This is a genomic window from Hymenobacter nitidus, assembly GCF_020447315.1.
GTDB lineage: Bacteria > Bacteroidota > Bacteroidia > Cytophagales > Hymenobacteraceae > Hymenobacter > Hymenobacter nitidus.
On the sequence record NZ_JAJADQ010000002.1, the window covers coordinates 37621 to 56338 of the forward strand.

Sequence of the window (18718 nt, forward strand, 5' to 3'; positions counted from 1 at the left end):
TCAAGCCCAGCGGGACGCTGCCTATGCAACGTGCTGTGGGTCAGGGCCCCGGTAGAGTGGGGCTACGCTGCCTGGTGGTAAGTTGGGGTCCGGCTTGTGGGCCTTTTCCCGTTAGGCAGAGCGGAAGAACATGACAAAGGTAACATATGGTACTATGTGATGCAAGGTAGTTTTAAAATTTATTTTCATTTGAGTGAAAATCCTTGCACTTACAAGGGAAAACAAAGCCTTAATTGGAGTTTGCCCGTCCCACCATGTACTATTGCCTGCATCACATCCATAAGATGTGGGCGAGAAGCAAAGGGCTGCCTATGGTCTAAATTATTTTTATTGAATATATGGTATTCGGTAATTAACTATCTGTTATATAGATGTTTGGGTAATTAAAAAAAGAAGCCCCACTACTATGCGCCAGGCACAGCGGTGGGACTTCAAAATGGGTGGGGCGCTAGTGGCGCCGCCAGATCAGGCGGTTATTTGCCCGCCTTCACCTCCTGGCCGTTCCGGAACGTTACTTTTTTGGTCACCGTCTTGCCATCGGGGCCGAAGTAGGTCCAGACGCCGGTTTCACGGTTGTTGCGGAAGGCTCCACTGATTTCGGTGGTGCCATCCTCGCGCAGCTGCTTAAAGCTGCCCGCTTTCACGCCCTTTAGGTAGGTCGTTTCCGACTTGAGCTTGCCTGAGCTGTAAAACTCCCGGCCAATGCCCACGGGGCGCCCATTTTCATATAGCAGCTTGCTCTGCACCGCGCCGTTGTCGTAGTAGGTGAGCTTTTCACCGCCCAGCTTGCCGTTCACGTACGTTTCCTGGGTCTGCACCTGCTTGCCACCGGGGAAGAATGTGCGCCAGGTACCGCTGGGCTGGCCGTTCTTGTACAGCTGCTCGCCCTTGGCCATGCCGTCCTCGTAGTACAGCGTAATCTTCCGGTCCCGGGCCTGGTTGGAGTACTCGATGGTTTGCTCCGGCTTGCCCGACTCGTAGAAATCCTGCTGCGGGCCGTTGAGCACGCCGTTGCGGTAGGTCATCTTGCTTTTGATGGCCCCACTCTCGTAGTAGGCTTTGGCCGGGCCCTCCAGGTTGGCCGTGCCGCCCGTCATCTGGCGGGCCTGCTTGGTCAGGTCGTCGCCGAGCGGGTTTTTCACAGCGCGGCCGCTCAGGTTAGAGGCCACGTAGGTGCCTTCGGTGCGCAGCTTGCCCGAGCGGTAGTAGCTGCGGTAGGAGCCCCGGCCGGTGCGGTCGGCCAGCACTTCGGTTTCTACCTGTCCGTTGTCGTAGTAGGTTTTGTAGGGGCCCGCCAGCAGGCCGCGGCTGAAAGTGGCCTCGCTCTGTAGCTGCCCGTTCGGGTAGTAGGTTTTCACTGGTCCGTTGGCCTGCCCGTTCTCGTAGGTGATTTCGGCCTTGGGCTTGCCATCGGCATACAGCTCCCGCACTGCGCCGCTTGGTTGACCATTATTGAGCGTGGTTTCCAGCTTCACCTCGCCGCTGGGGTGGTAGTAGCGCAGCGTGCCGGTGGGCTGGTCGTTGTCGTAGGAGCCTTCCTGGGCCACCTTGCCCGACTCATAATACGTCTTGAACGGGCCCTGGCGCGTGCCCTGGCTGTAAGTTACCTCCAGGCGGCGCTTGCCGCTGGGGTGAAACTCGACGTAGGCGCTGTCGCGCTTGCCGCCGGCGTAGCGCGTCTGAGCCTCCAGCTTGCCCGAGCGGTAAAAACGCTTGTATGGGCCTTCCAGCACCGTGTCGCCGGCTACCAGGGCGCTGTATACCTCGCGCTTCTGGGTGTTGGTCGAGTCGAAGTAAGAAACCAGGCGCCGCAGCTTCTGGGCCTGCGCGGCCTGGGTCGAAACCAGCCCGAGCGCTGCCAGCAGCCACAATCGGGGAGAAAACAAGGAAGTCACGATCATCAAAAAGGAGAAAAGAAAAGCAGAGCGGCCACACCAGTACCCGCTCCCTGCCTGCAAACGCCAAGCCACTCCGCTTTAGTTTGCCCCGGCGAAATAGCAAATAAAAAGCCGCCCTATTCAGAGCGGCTTTCTACAAAGATACATAGCATGGGTTCAGCCGATTTCAATTTCCGGCCGAACCGCGCCAGACTACATCCGCTCGATTACCAGGCTCGACGCGCCGCCGCCACCGTTGCAGATACCGGTTACGCCGATTCTACCGCCTTCATTTTTCAGCACGTTCAGCAGCGTGGTCACGATGCGCGCCCCCGAAGCTCCCAGCGGGTGACCCAGGGATACGGCGCCGCCGTATACGTTTACCTTGGTGCCTTCCAGGTTCAGCAGCTTGTTGTTGGCCAACGAAACCACCGAGAAAGCCTCGTTGATTTCGTAGAAATCCACTTCGCTGGCGTCCACGCCGGCATTTTTCAGGGCCTTGGGAATGGCCAGGGAAGGGGAGGTGGTGAACCACTCGGGCGCCTGCTCGGCATCGGCGAAGCCCCGGATTTTGCCGATGGGCGTCACGCCCAGGGCCTCGGCCTTCTCCTTGCTCATGAGCAGGATAGCCGCGGCGCCGTCGTTCAGCGTCGAGGCGTTGGCGGCCGTTACGGTACCGTCCTTGGTGAAGGCGGGGCGCAGACCGGCCACTTTGGTGAAGTCCACTTTCAGGTATTCCTCGTCGTCTTCGATAACCGTGGTTTTGCCGCGGCTTTCGATAGTGACGGGCACGATTTCGTCTTTCTTCTTGCCTTCCTTGGCTGCTTTGGCGCTGCGGGTGTACGACTCAATGGCAAATTCATCCTGCTGCTCACGGGTGAAGCCCATTTCCTTGGCCGTATGCTCGGCCGCGTTGCCCATGGCGTAGTCGTTGTAAGGGTCCCACAGGCCGTCTTTCATCAGGCCATCTATCATCTGGCTATGGCCGTACTTGGCGCCGAAACGGGCTTTGTCCAGGTAATAGGGCACGTTCGACATGCTCTCCATGCCCCCGGCCAGAATCACCTCCGACTGGCCCAGCATGATGGCCTGCGCGGCAAACATGATGGCCTTGGTGCCCGAAGCACATACTTTATTAACGGTAGTGCACTCTACCGTGTCGGGCAAGCCCGCTTTCTTGGCCGCCTGCCGGGCGGGCGCCTGGCCCAGGTTGGCCGAAATAACGTTGCCCATGATAACCTGGTCAACTTCCTTACCGTCGACGCCAGCTTTTTCCAGCGCGCCTTTCAGGGCAATAGCGCCCAGCTCAGTGGCCGACAACGAGGCCAGGCTGCCGCCGAAGCTGCCAATGGGCGTGCGCACGGCCGAAATGATATATACTTCTTTGATCTGCATAAGAGGGAAGGGTGGGAGTTTTGGAGTGAATGAGAGGGCAAAAGTACGAATTGCGCCGCTTGCAGCCAGTGTCCGCGCGCAGGGCTACCAGATAAGCGTCCCGGTATACTCGTTTCAAGAGCGGCCCGGTGCACAACCTGCCTGATGATGCGTTGTTTGCCGCGCTGCCGGGCTACCAGGTCGGCTTTTTGGGGTCGGGTTTTCTAGTGGCCCGGTGGGGCATCTGCTGCAGGTACTGCTCTTCAGCCGTGCGCAGCGCGTCCAGCAGCTGCCGGGCCTGGCCCGCACTCAGATTCATCTGTTGCAGCCGCTCCCGCTGGGTCTGGAGCTGGGTGTCGTTGCGTGAGGCCTGCTCGGTGCCGGCCTGCCGGCTGGCGGCCTGGTTCCGCTGGGTGTCTTCAGCGGCCATATCCAGGCCGCGGGTAGTGCCCGGCTCCCGGCCCTGCGCCACGCGCTGCTGCTGCCCGGTGCCGGCCTGGAAATTATCGGCCGTTTGGTTGCCCAGCCCCGTACCCGTCTGGCTTGGGTCGCGCTGCCCACGCGGGGCGGGGCGGGGCGCGGGACTGTTGCGCGGGTCCGGTGCCTGGGTTGGGTCGTCGAGCTGGCCCGGCTGATCCTGCCCCGGCTGGTTGGCCCGGCTTTTTTCCTCGCCCTTTTTATCATCGGCACCTTTGGGCTGCGAAGCGGGTGGAATGCGCGGCTCATTAGGGGCCCGGGCCAGGTAGTCGCGCAGCACCTCGTAGTTGTAGCGGGCCTGCGCATTGGTGGGGTCGGCCAGCAGGGCCTGGCGCAACAGCCCCACCGCCTGGGCATATTCGCCCTTTTGCGCCGCCAGCACCGCCAGCTGCTGCCGGGCAATACTGCGCATTGGGGCCTGCCGGCTGCCAACGAGGCGGCCATAAGCGGCGCGGGCCTGCTGAGCCCGTCCGGCACGGGCATAGGCATGTCCCATATTCAGCAGCAACGATTCGTCTTTGGCCCCGCCCAACTCATCCACGGCCCGCTGGTAGAACTGGGCCGACCGGGCAAACTCCCCGCGGCCAAAGGCCTGCTGGGCTTGCTCTACGGCCTGGTTCCGGTCCCGGATGCGCGTCAGGCTGGTCCAGTCGGCCAGTACCAGTAACAGCAGTAAAAGAATTCTCACGGCCGAATTACTTTAATGGTAAGCAGTATATCCAGGGCTAGTAGCACCAATGCCACGGCCAGGGGGTAGCGGTAGCGGTTGTCGGCCACGGCCACGGTGCGAACCTGCTCGGCCTGGCCTTCAATGCGGTTGAGGGCGTTAACCAGCAGCGGAAACTCGTTCCGGCGGTCAGTCAGTTCGAAATACTGCCCGTTGGTTTGCACGGCCAAGCGGCGCAGGCCCGTCGGGTTTAGCCGGCTCACTACTTCCTGGCCGCGGGCGTCGCGCAGGTAGCCACCCCCCGAGCTCTTGGGTACGCGCGAGCCTTCCAGCGTGCCGACGCCCATACTATATAAGCGTACGCCCGAGCGGGCCAGCACGCGCATGGTCGGCTCCAGGTTTTCGCCGTAGTCTTCCCCGTCGCTTACCACCACCAGGGCCGTAACCCGGGGTGGGCTCCCAGCCGGCTGGGGGGTAGCCCCGATGCGGGCCAGCGCCAGCTCCAAGGCCGGGGTCAGATCAGTGCCGGCCGCGGGCACCAGGTTTGTTTGCAGCGTATTCAGGAATAGTTGCAGCGCGCTTTGGTCGTACGTGAGCGGGCATTGCACGAAGGCATCGGCAGCAAACACAATCAAGCCCAGCCGGTCGGCCTGAAAACGGTTGATGAGGGTGCTCAGCTCGGCCTTTACTTTTTCGAGGCGGGAAGGCGCTACGTCCGGCGCATCCATGGAGCGCGACAGATCAACCAGCAGCCACACGTCTTTGCCGGCCGTGCGCACCGGCTGCTGGGTTACGCCATAAGCCGGGCCCAGCAAGGCGACCAGCAACAAGGGGAAATAGAGTACCCGCAACGCCAGCTTCCACCCAATGCGCCAGCCTTTTTGTCCCAGAGGCGCTGCCAGGCGCCGGGTGCGCAGGATGTAGCCCACGTACAAAACAAAAAAAAGTACGGCCCCAAGCAGTTCGGCCCAGGCAAATGGATAAGCCCACTTCATAGGGTTAGATCAAAACTCAACTGGTTAGGATTCATGCAGAAACGTATTCGGTCGGCTGGCTTGGAGCGTAAAGATAGGTTTCTCAGAAATGGGGCGCGGTGCCTGCAAATGAAGATTTTTTTTGTCGGGAGGGTTTGTTTCTGCATTCTCCTTGTATATTTGCACACCCTTACAGCAAAAAGGGACTTGTCTAGGAGAGATGGGTGAGTGGCTGAAACCAGTAGTTTGCTAAACTGCCGTAGCTCTAAAGGCTACCGGGGGTTCGAATCCCCCTCTCTCCGCCACGGGTTTATCAGAGCCTTGGACCACCAGAATTCTGTAAGTTTCCCTTCATCGGGTTGTTCTCTCACCGGAGAGCACCACCGAGAGTTTCGGGGTGTAGCGTAGCCCGGTATCGCGCCTGCTTTGGGAGCAGGAGGCCGCAGGTTCGAATCCTGCCACCCCGACATTGGTTATCCCATAACCCGTATTAAAAAGGCCTCCTGAGCACTTCAGGAGGCCTTTTTTGTAAGGCCAAAGTTCTGCCGTACCTTTGGGCCCGTCAATTGCCTCGTTAGCTCAGTTGGATAGAGCGGCTGCCTTCTAAGCAGTAGGTCAGGAGTTCGAATCTCTTACGGGGTGCCCTAATAATGAGTCACTTAGCCGCAATGCTGAGTGGCTCATTTGCATTTTCTCGAAACAGCGCGTGATAACGCAAAATTCAGTTCCTGCTGCTGGTAAGCCCCTGACAATAGCATTCAGGATACTTACTAACCGTACACCTTAAGGCCGGTCGTTGTTCACGGATGTCAGCCGTGCTGCGTTGGCCGATACCAGCACCGCTGAAAAGGGGGATAAACTGTGCTGCTCGTGCCGGTTGCTTACAGTAACTGCCCACTGGGCTGAGTAGATCATAAAATCGGCAGAGGAAAATCCGGGGCTATTCCCAGGGAGTTGGACGCTAGCAGGAGAATTGGATGTTGGATACAAGCGGCTTGTTATTAGCAGGTTGCCATCCAAATAAATCTTCTGGTAGCTCAACATATCTTCTTTGGAGAACCTGCGTATAGTCGCTGGTAAGAAGGTGGTTTTATGGAAAAACAGCTCACTAGTGGACTTTTTTTTCAGAAAACTCTATCTTGGGCGTCGAAGACCCAATGTTCTTCGATTGATAAGGGGCACTCCAGACCCCAAACCTTTTTCTCTTTACTAAGCTTCAACCAATTTCTTTCCTTTCCAATGAAAAAAAACTTACTCACCCTGGCATTCTTGTGCGGACTCGGCCTTTCAGCTCAGGGACAGGGCTGGACTCTGCAGAATACTACTAATCCAGAGACGCCGCCTTCCTATTACTCCACCTTCATGCACGCCGTAAGCGACCAGGTAGCTTGGCATCTGCTACAGGAGGGAGCCACGGGCGCTACCGTGAATACCTTTGGCCGGACCGCTAACGGTGGTACTTCCTGGCAGTTTGGCTCGGTAAACGGTGCTAGCGGCTTTCAGGCCGCTAACATTCACGGCATCAATGCCACTACCGCTTTCGTGGCCCAGTTTGGTACTGGTGGCGAAGTGGTAAAAACCACGGACGGTGGCAACACCTGGACCAAGTCTACGACGGCAGCCCAGTTTCCGGGTGCTGCCGGTGGCTTTGCCAACTGGGTGTATTTCTTTGATGCCAACAACGGTGTTACCCTCGGTGACCCAGTTAACGGCTATTTCGAAATTTACACGACCAGCAACGGCGGTACTACTTGGACGCGTGTGCCTTCTGCCAACCTGCCCACTCCTCTGGGCGCAGCGGAATATGGCCTTGTAGGCTCTTACACGGCCATTGGTAATACCATTTGGGCTGGAACCACGTACCTCGATGCCAATAATGCCGGCTTGCCCGCTCGTATTCTCAAGTCGACGGACCGTGGCTTGACTTGGACTGCCTCGCCCGTTACCAGCCTGGTAGGCTCGGTTACCAAAATAGCTATGACTGATGCCAACAATGGTATTGCTTACAGCGGCCGGAATGTCATTTATACTACCGATGGTGGCAATACCTGGCAGACCCGGACTTACACCGGCAACTTCGGCAGCAACGATATTGCCAACGTACCCGGTACGAACCTGATTGTCAGCGTTGGTCCGAACGTTGCCAGCGCTACTACCCTGTCGCAGTTTGGCTCTTCTTACAGCCGCGACAATGGTGCTACCTGGATTGACATTGACCGTAACCGTCAATATACAAGCGTTGACTTTGCGAGCCGTACGGCTGCTTACGCCGGTGGTTTCACCGATGCTAACGGCGCTGGTGGTGTTTACAAAGCTACAGCTACTATCCTGGGTACTTCCCGCAATGCTGAGTTGCAGGAAGCCCTGTCAGTGTATCCTAACCCAAGCACGAACGGCGTATTCCAACTGCAGTTGAAATCGAGCATCAAGGCCGGTACGACCGTCCGCGTATTCGACGCTTTGGGCCGTCAGGTGCTGAACCAGACGCTGAATGCTACGGCTATTGCTTCGCAGGGTACTTCTATCGACCTGAGCAAAGAAAAGTCGGGCCTTTACACGCTGGAGCTGCGCACCGAAAACGGTGTGGCTCAGCAGAAGCTGGTTATCCAGTAAGGTTACCTAACCCCAAAAAAGCCCTTCTCACTTCGGTGGGAAGGGCTTTTTTTGTGCCAGTCGAAATCCTGTGACTAGACAGTTGAAGTCAACTCGGTTCTGGTCGGCTGACTGCCAGGCAGCAGGGTCGTAGAGTTCGTCGTTCAGGGCGTAAAAACGAAGGCTTCGGAGCCCCGTCTGAACCCGGCTAAAGCACATAAAAACTGGCAAAAACCGGATAAAATCGGTATCTTTGTATGTTAGTAGAAAGCTGAAATAATAGCGTCATACATGAGCGAAACGAAAGAGAAAAGAGCCGACGATCAGTACTCCGCGGATAGTATCCAGGTACTCGAAGGCCTTGAGGCCGTGCGCAAGCGCCCCTCCATGTACATCGGCGATACGGGCATTAAAGGACTGCACCACTTGGTGTGGGAAGTAGTCGATAACTCCATCGATGAAGCCCTGGCCGGTCACTGCGACCAGATTGAAGTAACCATCAACGAAAATAACTCTGTTACCGTCCGCGACAACGGCCGGGGCATTCCCGTGGACTTCCACCAGAAGGAAGGCCGCTCGGCCCTGGAAGTCGTGCTGACGGTGCTGCACGCCGGCGGTAAATTTGACAAGGATTCCTATAAGGTTTCCGGTGGCTTGCACGGCGTGGGCGTCAGCTGCGTAAACGCGTTGAGCCAGGACCTGAAGGTGACTGTGCGCCGCAATGGTCACATCTACCAGCAGGAGTACAAAATTGGCGTGCCCCAGTATCCGGTCAAGCAAATCGGGGATACCGAAGAGCACGGCACCCAGGTGGAATTCCTGCCCGACAACACGATTTTCACTGAGTCGGTTTATAAGTACGAAACCGTTGCCAACCGCCTGCGTGAGCTGGCTTACCTGAACAAGGGTATCCGCATCACGCTGACCGACCGGCGGGAGAAAAACGACGACGGTAGCTTCATCGGCGAAGTATTCTTCTCCGAAGGCGGCCTGAGCGAGTTCGTGCAGTACCTCGACAGCGGCCGGCAGGTGCTGATGCCCAACCCGATTCACGTGGTAAGCGAGAAGGGTGGTACGCCGGTGGAAGTGGCCCTGCAGTACAACGATTCGTACCAGGAGCACATTTTCAGCTACGTCAACAACATCAATACCATCGAGGGCGGCACGCACGTAGCTGGCTTCCGCTCGGCCCTGACGCGTACGCTGAAGGCCTACGCCGACAAGTCGGGCATGCTGGAAAAGGCCAAGGTGGAGATTCAGGGCGACGACTTCCGCGAAGGCCTCACTGCCGTTATTTCGGTGAAGGTGCAGGAACCCCAGTTCGAAGGTCAGACCAAAACCAAGCTGGGCAACTCCGACGTGAGCGGCGCGGTGAATACGGTGGTAGGAGAAATTCTGAACCAGTACCTGGAGGAAAACCCCAAGGAAGCCCGTATCATCATCGAAAAGGTGATTCTGGCCGCCCGGGCCCGGATTGCGGCCCGTAAGGCCCGCGAGATGGTGCAGCGCAAAACCGTACTGGGGTCCAACTCGTTGCCCGGCAAGCTGGCCGACTGCTCGGAATCGGACCCCGCTATCTGCGAACTGTACCTGGTAGAAGGTGACTCGGCCGGCGGTACGGCCAAGCAGGGCCGCAACCGGGCGTTCCAGGCTATTCTACCGTTGCGCGGTAAGATCCTGAACGTGGAGAAGGCCCAGGAGCACCGCATCTACGAGAACGAGGAAATCCGGAACATGATTACGGCCCTCGGCGTGAGCTTCGAAAAGAAGACCGACGAAGATGACGGCAGCAGCACCCGGTCGTTGAACCTGGACAAGCTCCGCTACCACAAGGTCATCATCATGACCGACGCCGACATCGACGGCTCTCACATCCGGACCCTGATTCTGACCTTCTTCTTCCGCTACATGCGCGAGCTGGTCGATAAAGGCTACATCTACATTGCCCTGCCGCCGCTGTACTTGGTGAAGCGCGGCAAGGAAGAGCGCTACTGCTGGACTGAGCAGGAGCGGATGGATGCCCAGGAAGAAATGGGCCGCGGCAAGCCCGAAACGGTGAACGTGCAGCGCTACAAAGGCCTGGGCGAGATGAACGCCGAGCAGCTTTGGACTACCACTATGCAGCCCGACACCCGCTCCCTGAAGCGCGTGGACGTGGAATCGGCGGCCGAAGCCGACCACCTGTTCGCCATGCTGATGGGCGACGAAGTAGCGCCCCGCCGCGACTTCATCGAGAAAAACGCCAAATACGCCAAATTGGACGTGTAGGTAGTAAGTAGTGAAAAAGCCCGCTTCCTGCGGGCTTTTTTATTGCGCATACCTAACAACTCGCAAAGTGAGTTTCTTGTCATGTCGACCAACGGGAGACACGACGTTCTGAGTTAAAAGAATAGCACATGCGGCAGAACATTGCCTCCGGGGCGCCCTGGGAAAGTATCGTGGGTTATTCCAGGGCAGTGCGCCTGGGTAACGTGGTGGAAGTAGCCGGCACCACGGCCCAGGATGGCGACTCGGTGACGGGCACCACCGCCTATGAGCAAACCAGGCGCGCTCTGGAGAAAATTGCTGCTGCCCTGACCGAAGCCGGCGCTGTGCTGACGGATGTGGTGCGGACCCGGATTTTCACGACCGACATCAGCCAATGGGAGGAAATCGGGCGGGCGCACGGCGAGTTTTTCGCCCAGATTCGGCCCGCCGCTACCATGGTTGAGGTTCGGGCCCTGATTGATCCGCTTCTGCTGGTAGAAATCGAAGTCACGGCCATCATTTCCTAACCCAAAAGTATGCCTTCGCGCAGCCGAGCTGCGTATCTTAGCCCGAATTACTGCCTAGCCATGAAATTATTCAAATCAGCCGACCTCATTCGCAAAAGCAAATACATCAGCCGGGACCTGAGCTGGCTGCGGTTTAATTACCGGGTGCTGGACATGGCCAAGGATACGAACCGTACCCTATTCGACCGGCTGCGGTTTCTGGCCATTACCTCGTCCAACCTCGACGAATTCTTCATGATTCGCGTGGGGTCGCTGTATAATTACCTCGACTACGGCAAAGAGCGGGTCGACTATTCGGGGCTGCGCGAGCTGCCGTTCCGGCGCAAGCTGCTCGATTTTGCCCACCGCTTCATCAACGACCAGTCGCTGACGTATCAGAATGAGCTGAAGCCGCAGTTTGAGAAGAATGGCTTCAATATTCTGCGGATGGATGAGCTGACGGAGCTGGAGCTGAAGAAGGCCGACGGCTACTTCAAGAACACCATCTTCCCGCTGCTCACGCCGATGGTGTACGATTCCTACCACGGCTTCCCGCTGATGATGAACCAGATGCTCATCTTCGGCGTGGTAACGCGCACCGGGCCCGACAGCGTGATGGACAACGGCCACGAGCGGCTGACTTTCGTGCAGATTCCGCAGAACCTGTCGCGCTTCTTTGAGCTTACCCGCAAGGATAAGGTCATCTTCGTGCCCATCGAGGAAATCGTGCGGGCCAACCTGCCCAAGCTGTTCCGCAACGTGGAAATCGTGTCGGCCGACCTGTTCCGCATCACCCGCAACGGCGACTTCACGCTGGAAGAGTCGGACGACATCGACGTGGACTTCATCAAGGAAATTCAGGTGGGCCTCAAAACCCGCAAAAAGGGCCGCGTGGTGCGTTTGGAGGTCGAAAGTGACGCCTCACCGGTGATGATGGCCGTGCTGAAGGAGCGCTGGAAAATCGACAACGGCAACGTCTTTGTCATCAATTCCCTCATTGACATGAAGGGCGTGCTCCAGATTCTGAAGCACCCGAATTTCCGGGGCAAGTCGACGCGGACACCCTCGCCAGTAGTACCGCTGAGCCTGCCGGAAGGCGCCGAAGAGAATCTGTTCGAGTTCCTCAAGCACCACGACGTGCTGCTGCATCATCCCTACAACAGCATCGAGCCGGTGGTGCGTCTGCTGGAGCAGGCCGCCGAAGACCCGCACGTGCTGGGTATTAAGCAAACCATTTACCGCCTGGCCGATGACTCGCGCGTGACGGCTGCGCTGCTCAAGGCCGCCGAGAATGGTAAGCACGTGTCGGTGCTGTTTGAGGTGAAGGCGCGCTTCGATGAGGAGCGCAACATCCGGGAAGGCTCCCGCCTGGAAAAGGCCGGCTGCTTCGTGATTTACGGGGTGAGCAAGTACAAGACGCACACCAAGATGCTCATGATCATCCGCAAGGAAGGGGAGAAGGTGACGCGCTACGTGCACATCGGCTCGGGCAACTACAACGAGCAAACCAGCAAGATTTACACCGATGTGAGCCTGCTCACCACCAACGACGTGTATGGCCACGACGTGTCGGAATTCTTCAACGTAATTACCGGCCATTCCCAGCCCGACGACTACGAATACCTGATTACGGCGCCCAAGGACATGCGCCAGCAGATTATTCACCTGATTCGGGAGGAAGTGCGCAACGCCAAGAAGGGGCTGCCCAGCGGGATTGTGATGAAGATGAACTCTCTGGAAGACAAAGAGCTCATCGACGAATTCTATAAGGCCTCCAAAGCCGGTGTGCCGATTCGGTTTGTGGTGCGCGGCATCTGCTGCCTGCGCCCTGGGCGGGCCGGGCTGAGCGAAAACATCGAGGTGCGTAGCATCGTGGGCGACCTGCTCGAACACTCGCGCCTGTTCTATTTCCACCAGGCCGGCAACCCGAAAGTGTATGCCGGCTCGGCCGACATCATGGTCCGCTCGTTCGACCGGCGCATCGAGGCCCTGTTCCTGATTATGAACCCCCAACTCAAGCGCGAGGCCATCAGCATTCTGATGCTCAACCTGCTGGATAATCAGAACTCCTACCTCATGCGCGAGGACGGCGCCTACGTGCGCAACCGGCCGGCTGCCGATGAGCCCATCGTGAACGTGCACCGCGACTTTTACCGCCGCGACGAAGAACGACTAGCCGCCGCTACGCCCGAGGGCCTGCTGCACCTGCTGTTTCAGTTGGCCCGCCGCAACCAGCAGGAAGCCGCTGACGCGGCGGAAGAGGAAGCCCGCGAGCTGGCCGAAGCCTGTGCTGAGGCTCCGGAAGACGAGCTGGAGGAACTGACCGAGCAAACGGCCCAGGAGGTTTCGGCGGTGCAAGCCCTGGTAGAAGGGGAGCCCGACGAGCGAGCCGACTTTGCTAATTCCTGAAACCAGCAGCCAGTAGTATGAATAAGGCCCGCAGCACGAAGTGTTGCGGGCCTTGTCCGTTATTCCAGGCCGTTGGTTCGGCCCGGCACGGTAGCCAGAAGCTGATGGTCGGCGCCGTTGCTAAGCGGATTGATTTCGTCGAAATGCTGCTCGAACAGAGTTTGGAGCATGCCGTCTTTCAAGCCGATATCGGGCACTATCATCTGGTTGATGTTGGCCCACTCCATGGCGGAAAGGTAGATATGGCCCGCGGGCACGATGACGTCGGCGCGGTCGGGATTGAGCATGGCCACGTTGACCCGCTCGTCCATGGTCATGCGCGTGAGGTTGTTCAATACGGTGCCGATGCGGCGGCGCGTCACGGGCTTGTCGAGTGAGGGCTGGGCCAGGCTGTAGAGCTTGTTGATGTTGCCGCCCGTGCCGATGGCGCGGGTAACGTGGTATTTGCGGCCGTTTTCCTTGACCCAGTCTTCCATGCGCTGCCAGGTGCCGTTCAGCGCGTCGCTGCTCAGGCCCGACTCTTCCTGCTGCATGCGCCGGATAGAGCCCACCTCAAACGACTGCGACGCCACTTTGCGCCGGTCGTGGTAGATGTTGAACTCGGTGCTGCCGCCACCCACGTCGATGTGCAGGTAGTGCTTGTTGTCTTCGAGCAGGTGTTCGATTACGCGGTTGATGTAGAAGGCTTCGGCCTGCCCGTCAATTACCTGAATCGGCATGTTCAGCTCCTTCTGCACCCGGGCTACGATTTCGGGGGCATTGGCGGCGGTGCGCATGGCCGAGGTGGCGCACACCAGGTAATGGGCCACGTCGTGCACTTCCATCAGGAGCTTGAGGGCGTGCAAGAACTTGACGAACTTCTCCTCCCGGGCCGGGGAAATGCGGCCGGAGGCAAACACGTCTTCGCCCAGCCGCAGGGGGTAGCGCACGTACTCTACGCGCTTGAGGCGGTACCGGTCGCCGTAGTGCAACACCGCTGAAATCTGACACCGCACAGCATTCGACCCAATATCAATAGCAGCCAGTTTCAGAAGCGGATAATTCATGCGGCGAAAAGTATAAGTGGAAAGAAGGGGCCAAAGATACGGGTTTGCCAAAAGGTAGGCTAGCCGAATACTACGGCAAACAGGCCCGGGAAGGCAGGAAATTACCGCAAAAAGGCCATAAAAAAAGCCCGGTCTCAGAAAGGCCGGGCTTTTTGCATTACTGGACAACTTAACTATTGGTCGATCCGGAAGCCGACGCCGAACTGAATCAGCGCGCTTTGCTCCTCGGACGTTTGCACGGAGACAGATAAAGCCAGCTGGTCGGTAACGGGGGCAATATAGAAGCCGCCGCCGTAGCCCGCGCGCCAGCCGCCGGGCGAGGAGCCCTTGAAGTACACGCGGCCTTGGTCGTAGAAGCCGAAAATGCCGTACGAAAAGGGGAGGAAGTTGTTCGTTACCCGGCCCAGCGCCAGGCGCACTTCGGTGTTGAGGTAGGCACTGGCGTCGCCGCTGAAGCGGTTGCGGTAGTAGCCACGCAGGTTTTCACGCTGCCCCAGGGTCGTAAACTTGTAGAAGGGAATTTCGTCGTCGTTGCCGTAGTTCTTGGCTCCGCCGCCTTTTACCACGAACGTTACCGGAATGCCCAGACGGGCTGTGGCGTAATATTCGCCAAAGAGCTGGGTCAGGCCGAAGTTGCTTTCGGTGCGGTTCAGCTGGTGGTAGCTGTCGTGCTGGGCCCGGAAGCGGAAGCCACGGCGGGCAAAGGTCTGCCGGTCGCGCAGGTCCAGGTCGAGCACAGCGTTGAGGCCCAGCAGGCGCTGGAAGGCCGTGTTGGGGCGCCGGTCGGCGGGCAGGGGCTGCTCGGTGTTGCGCTGGCCGAGCAGGCTGTTGTCGGTGAAATTGGACTGGTACTGCTCGTACGTCGGGCCAAAGCGAAACACGCTGCGGTTCAGGAAAGTACGCTCGGTAAAGACGCTGGCAATGTAGCCTTTGTAGCGGGCCTTATAGAAGTTGTTGTCGTAGCGCGTCTCATCCTTTCGGGTGTCGTTGCCCAGGCCGAAGAAGTTGTAGAACTGGAAGTAGTTGCCATACTCAGCCCGGGCGCCAATGTCCCAGGACTTAATGGCGTGCCGGTGCCGCATGTTCACGCCTACCTGGAAATTGCCATTGGTAGAGCCCTGAATATCAAAACCGTACAGGTTCTTGTAATCCGGCTTGCGGAAACCCTGACGGACGATGTCGAAGCCGGCTCCCGCGCCAAACCCGTCGCTCTGGTTGTAAATCAGCGTGGCGCGCGGGTTGTAGCCATCATACTCGAAGGCCTCCCGGTCGTAGCGGTTCACGGTCAGGCTGTTGGACGTACGGTTGTCACTTTCCTTGCTCAGCTTCATTTCCGTGTCGGCCACGTCGTAGACCTTGGTTTTGGTGCGCAAGCCGCTCACCTGCGACTCATCCGTAATTCGGTCTTTGCCGTCGCCGCCAATCACGCGGACCAGTACGCTCTTGCGGGCCGAGCCCGTGATGGTGAAGACATCCTTGCCGTCGAGGCCGTAGAGGGCTACTTCCTCGGTTTCCCTGGGGTCGAAGGTGCGGTCGAACAGGGCCTCGCCGTTGCTATCATCCGAATCCTTGGCCTTGTCGAACATCTGCACCCGCACCTTGCCGTCGTCGAGGCGCGTTACCTGGAACACCTCGGCCTTATTAGAGCCTACTACATCCACGCGCTTGGCCAGCATCAGGTAGTATTCGTCCAGGGCTTTGGGCAGCTCCTGAATGCGGGCTTTGAGCTTGCGGTTCAGGTCGTTGCCCGAGAGCGGTTGCACTTCCTTGGGCAGCTGGGCCGTGGCCTGGTCGATGGCCGCGGGCGTAATCTTTTCCTGCATGTACTTGGCTACCTGCTGCCACTGCTCCCGCGTCATGGACTGCAGCAGGAAACGGTCGAGGTGGCGGGCGGGCCAGTTCAGGCTTTCCATATCGTGGAATTCCGGCTGGAAATCTTCAATGCTAGGCACGGCCCACTCCCGGTTGGCAATGTAGGTCAGCAGGCCGTTCCAGAGCGTGAAGCTTTGGTCCCGGTCGCGCGGAATGGGGCGGAAGATGGTTTTCTTGCCCTGCTTATAGCCGGCCCACTTCCAGTTGTCTTCGTGCTTGCCAAAGTCAGCTACCAGCATGTCGAAGGCCCGGGCCTTACCCAGCGCCATGGCATCTACCTGGTTGTCGTGGTCTTTGTAGAGCTGGCGGAAAAAGCTGAACGAGCGGCGCACCTCATCGGCCCCGCCAAAGCCGGGCAGGTTAGGCTTGGGGTCCACCGGGCGGTCTTCGAGCGTGCCGAGCAAGCCGGCATACTGCTCCCGGTAGGGGCCCAGCTGGCTGTTGTCGGGCAGCACGAACAGGCGGGGGCGGGCGTGCAGAATATCGGTCTGGTCGAGCAAAGAGCCGGTTACCAGGGCTGAGTAGGGGTGGGCCGTGGGAGTAATGTCGCGCAGCACATCGGCGGCAATGGAGTTGCGCAGCTCGGGGGGCAGAATGCGGGTCACGTCTTTATCTACGGACCGGAACACGTACTCCGAGGAGTCGGCCGCAATCAGCTTGACGGAAGTGGTCTGGCGGCCGCCGCCTTTGCCGAAGATGCGCAGCCCGCCTTTTTCCGCGGCCAGGTCCAGGGTTTTGACTTCCACGGGCTGGGTCCAGGAGGTGCGGTAGAGGGGGCCCAGCAGGATGCGCTTGCCTGGGCCGGCCTGGTACTGGGGGCCGGGGGCCAGCGTCACCGTGGGCTGGAACGGCGCGTCGGGCTTGGCACTGGCCGTGCTTTTCGAAGCTGTGGGGCACTCGGGAATAAAGGCGTTGACCGGCACATTGGGCAGGCGCGGCTCGGTGCAGGCCGATTGAAACAGCGTAGCGTTGAACGACTCTCGGGCCGTGGCACCGTCTTGGGCAAACGTGTAGAAGGCAGATTTGACCGTGCCGTCGGCGTAGTATTCGAGCTTGGAAAATCCTTCCTTCGATTCGTTGTACAGGGCGCGGGAATTGGAACCGACGTGCTCATCCTCCGTGAAGCTGCCCGACACCACGTGGTAATTGTCTTCGAAGCGCGTGAGCTGCAGGCTGAAATCGTGGGCGGCGGCGTAGACGACGCCGGGGTTTTCCTTGAACGTGCTAAGCAGGTTTTTGCGCAGGTCGGCGTAGGCCGGGTTGGCAATGTCGCGCGGGGTGCCCACGTTCTGGCGGTAGGCCGCGTACACCGAGCCGAACAGGGGCAGGGGCACGCCATTATCAAAGGGAAACAGGTGGCGACCCAGCGGAATCCGGCCGCCGTACACGCCGTTGCTCACCACCGGGTGGTGACCCACGACCAGCACGTTTTTGCCCTTGGTCTCGTCCAGCACGTCTTGCAGCTGCTCACGAAACTCCTCCTTGGTCATCGTCTTGCACTCCGTATCGGGCGCTTCGGGCCGGTCGTAGGGGTGCGTCCACCAGGGCGAGTTGATGGCCACAAGCCGCACGTTGGGCGCTACGTCAACAATTTCAGGCCCGGGGCAGCCGCCGGTGGGCAAAAAGGCATTCTGGCCCGGCAATTTCTGCTCGATGTAGGCTTCCAGGCGCTTTACCTTTTTCAGGCCGTCGGGACCGGAATTGTCCCAGTCTTTGTCGCCGGGTACGAAGTAGATGCGGCCGTTGGGCAGGCCCTGCACCAGGCCAATAAGCTGGTCGAGGCGGGCCGTAGTCTGGGCTTCGGGCTCCTTTTTCAGGCCCTTATTCCCGGCAATATCTCCCAGGTGAACCACCGTAAAAGGGCCGGTCTGCTGCTCCAGCTGCTGGCGCAACGCCCGCAGGTGGGTTTCCGACACAGCCTCACCGGCGGTATTACCAAGCAGAAAAACAGAGTGCGCAGCCGGCTGATTTTGGGCAACTACTAACGGAGCGGATAAGGCAGTAAACAGCGCTGCGAGAAGCAGACGGTAAGATTTTCGCATGAGTAGGAGCGAAGCGTATAGAAGTGTGGTTTTCTCCTGTACGCAAGAAAGCTCGGCAGGGTGCGTCAGCTTGCCATTGGCCGCGGGGAGGAAGTCAAAAACCGCTGCCCCAGCCACAGCAGTACGCAGGGAATGCCTATCCAGATGGCCTCACTGCGCAACACCCGCCAGGCGGCGGCTCCCGCAAACCGGCTTACCCCAATGGGCGACACCTGAATGGGCCGGAAGCCAAAGAAATACCGCTCCTGCTCAAACGGACTCCAGAATGCCACGCCCAACCCGCCGGTCGTCATGGCATCCAGTACGCCGTGCGAAATGGTAGCCAGGAAGAGCAGCAGCCAGACGCGCCCCGCCGCCAGGGGCCAGCGGCGCCGAACCAGATACGCAAGCAACAACAAGCCCGTGGCTAGTACCGCCGCCGCCAGAATGGAGTGACTCAGGCCCCGGTGTCCCCACAAGCTGGCGTAGGCCACCCCAAACTTAAAACCCACAACATCCGCGTCGGGCACTACGGCACAGGCGGCGGCCAGCAGCCACCAGGGCCGGCTGGGGTGGGCGGGAAGCAGTAGTTTTCCCAGGGTAGCGCCCAGAAGGGCGTGCCCGAATGCAGAAGCCATAATAGTGTGGTATAGTGT

Annotated in this window: 11 protein-coding genes and 3 tRNA genes; 7 read left to right on the top strand and 7 right to left on the bottom strand. The window is 59.0% G+C overall.

Features of this window, described 5'->3' with window-relative positions; genetic code table 11:
• Positions 1-473 precede the first annotated feature (473 nt).
• From LGH70_RS03460 to LGH70_RS03475, 4 genes are all read right to left on the bottom strand, one after another.
• Positions 474-1895, bottom strand: a complete 1422-nt coding sequence (locus LGH70_RS03460) for a toxin-antitoxin system YwqK family antitoxin (protein ID WP_226182744.1) — start codon at positions 1893-1895, stop codon at positions 474-476.
• A 195-nt stretch (positions 1896-2090) separates the two neighbouring features.
• The gene (locus LGH70_RS03465; protein WP_262905223.1) at positions 2091-3272 is read right to left on the bottom strand and encodes an acetyl-CoA C-acyltransferase; all 1182 of its coding nucleotides are present in this window, start codon (positions 3270-3272) and stop codon (positions 2091-2093) included.
• 172 nt (positions 3273-3444) lie between these two features.
• Positions 3445-4416, bottom strand: a complete 972-nt coding sequence (locus LGH70_RS03470; protein ID WP_226182746.1) for a tetratricopeptide repeat protein — start codon at positions 4414-4416, stop codon at positions 3445-3447.
• On the bottom strand, positions 4413-5390 hold the full coding sequence (locus LGH70_RS03475) for a VWA domain-containing protein (protein WP_226182748.1): 978 nt from the start codon (positions 5388-5390) through the stop codon (positions 4413-4415). The genes LGH70_RS03470 and LGH70_RS03475 overlap by 4 nt, the downstream gene beginning before the upstream one ends.
• Before the next feature lie 193 nt (positions 5391-5583).
• Here LGH70_RS03475 and LGH70_RS03480 point away from each other — a divergent pair.
• The 7 genes from LGH70_RS03480 (at position 5584) to ppk1 (ending at position 13123) form a co-directional block, all read left to right on the top strand.
• Positions 5584-5674: transfer RNA gene (locus LGH70_RS03480), tRNA-Ser, on the top strand.
• 88 nt (positions 5675-5762) lie between these two features.
• Positions 5763-5836 (top strand) — tRNA-Pro (locus tag LGH70_RS03485).
• A 101-nt stretch (positions 5837-5937) separates the two neighbouring features.
• Positions 5938-6011 (top strand) — tRNA-Arg (locus LGH70_RS03490).
• A gap of 720 nt (positions 6012-6731) precedes the next feature.
• On the top strand, positions 6732-7982 hold the full coding sequence (locus LGH70_RS03495; RefSeq protein ID WP_226182750.1) for a T9SS type A sorting domain-containing protein: 1251 nt from the start codon (positions 6732-6734) through the stop codon (positions 7980-7982).
• A gap of 270 nt (positions 7983-8252) precedes the next feature.
• Entirely contained in the window at positions 8253-10229 is a 1977-nt protein-coding gene (gene gyrB / locus LGH70_RS03500) for a DNA topoisomerase (ATP-hydrolyzing) subunit B (protein WP_226182752.1), read from the top strand.
• Positions 10230-10357: 128 nt separating this feature from the next.
• Positions 10358-10735 carry a RidA family protein gene (locus tag LGH70_RS03505; RefSeq protein ID WP_226182754.1) on the top strand — a complete coding sequence of 126 codons (378 nt, stop codon included), beginning with the start codon at positions 10358-10360 and terminating at the stop codon, positions 10733-10735.
• Between the two features lie 60 nt (positions 10736-10795).
• Positions 10796-13123, top strand: a complete 2328-nt coding sequence (gene ppk1, locus LGH70_RS03510) for a polyphosphate kinase 1 (protein WP_226182756.1) — start codon at positions 10796-10798, stop codon at positions 13121-13123.
• 59 nt (positions 13124-13182) lie between these two features.
• Here ppk1 and LGH70_RS03515 read toward each other — a convergent pair whose 3' ends face one another.
• The 3 genes from LGH70_RS03515 to LGH70_RS03525 all read right to left on the bottom strand — a co-directional run bounded on the left by LGH70_RS03515 (position 13183) and on the right by LGH70_RS03525 (position 18700).
• A complete protein-coding gene (locus LGH70_RS03515) occupies positions 13183-14169 on the bottom strand; it encodes a Ppx/GppA phosphatase family protein (RefSeq protein WP_226182757.1) in 987 nt (328 codons plus the stop codon).
• 173 nt (positions 14170-14342) lie between these two features.
• The gene (locus LGH70_RS03520; protein WP_226182758.1) at positions 14343-17957 is read right to left on the bottom strand and encodes an outer membrane protein assembly factor; all 3615 of its coding nucleotides are present in this window, start codon (positions 17955-17957) and stop codon (positions 14343-14345) included.
• Positions 17958-18148: 191 nt separating this feature from the next.
• Entirely contained in the window at positions 18149-18700 is a 552-nt protein-coding gene (locus tag LGH70_RS03525) for a metal-dependent hydrolase (protein ID WP_226182759.1), read from the bottom strand.
• Positions 18701-18718 lie beyond the last annotated feature (18 nt).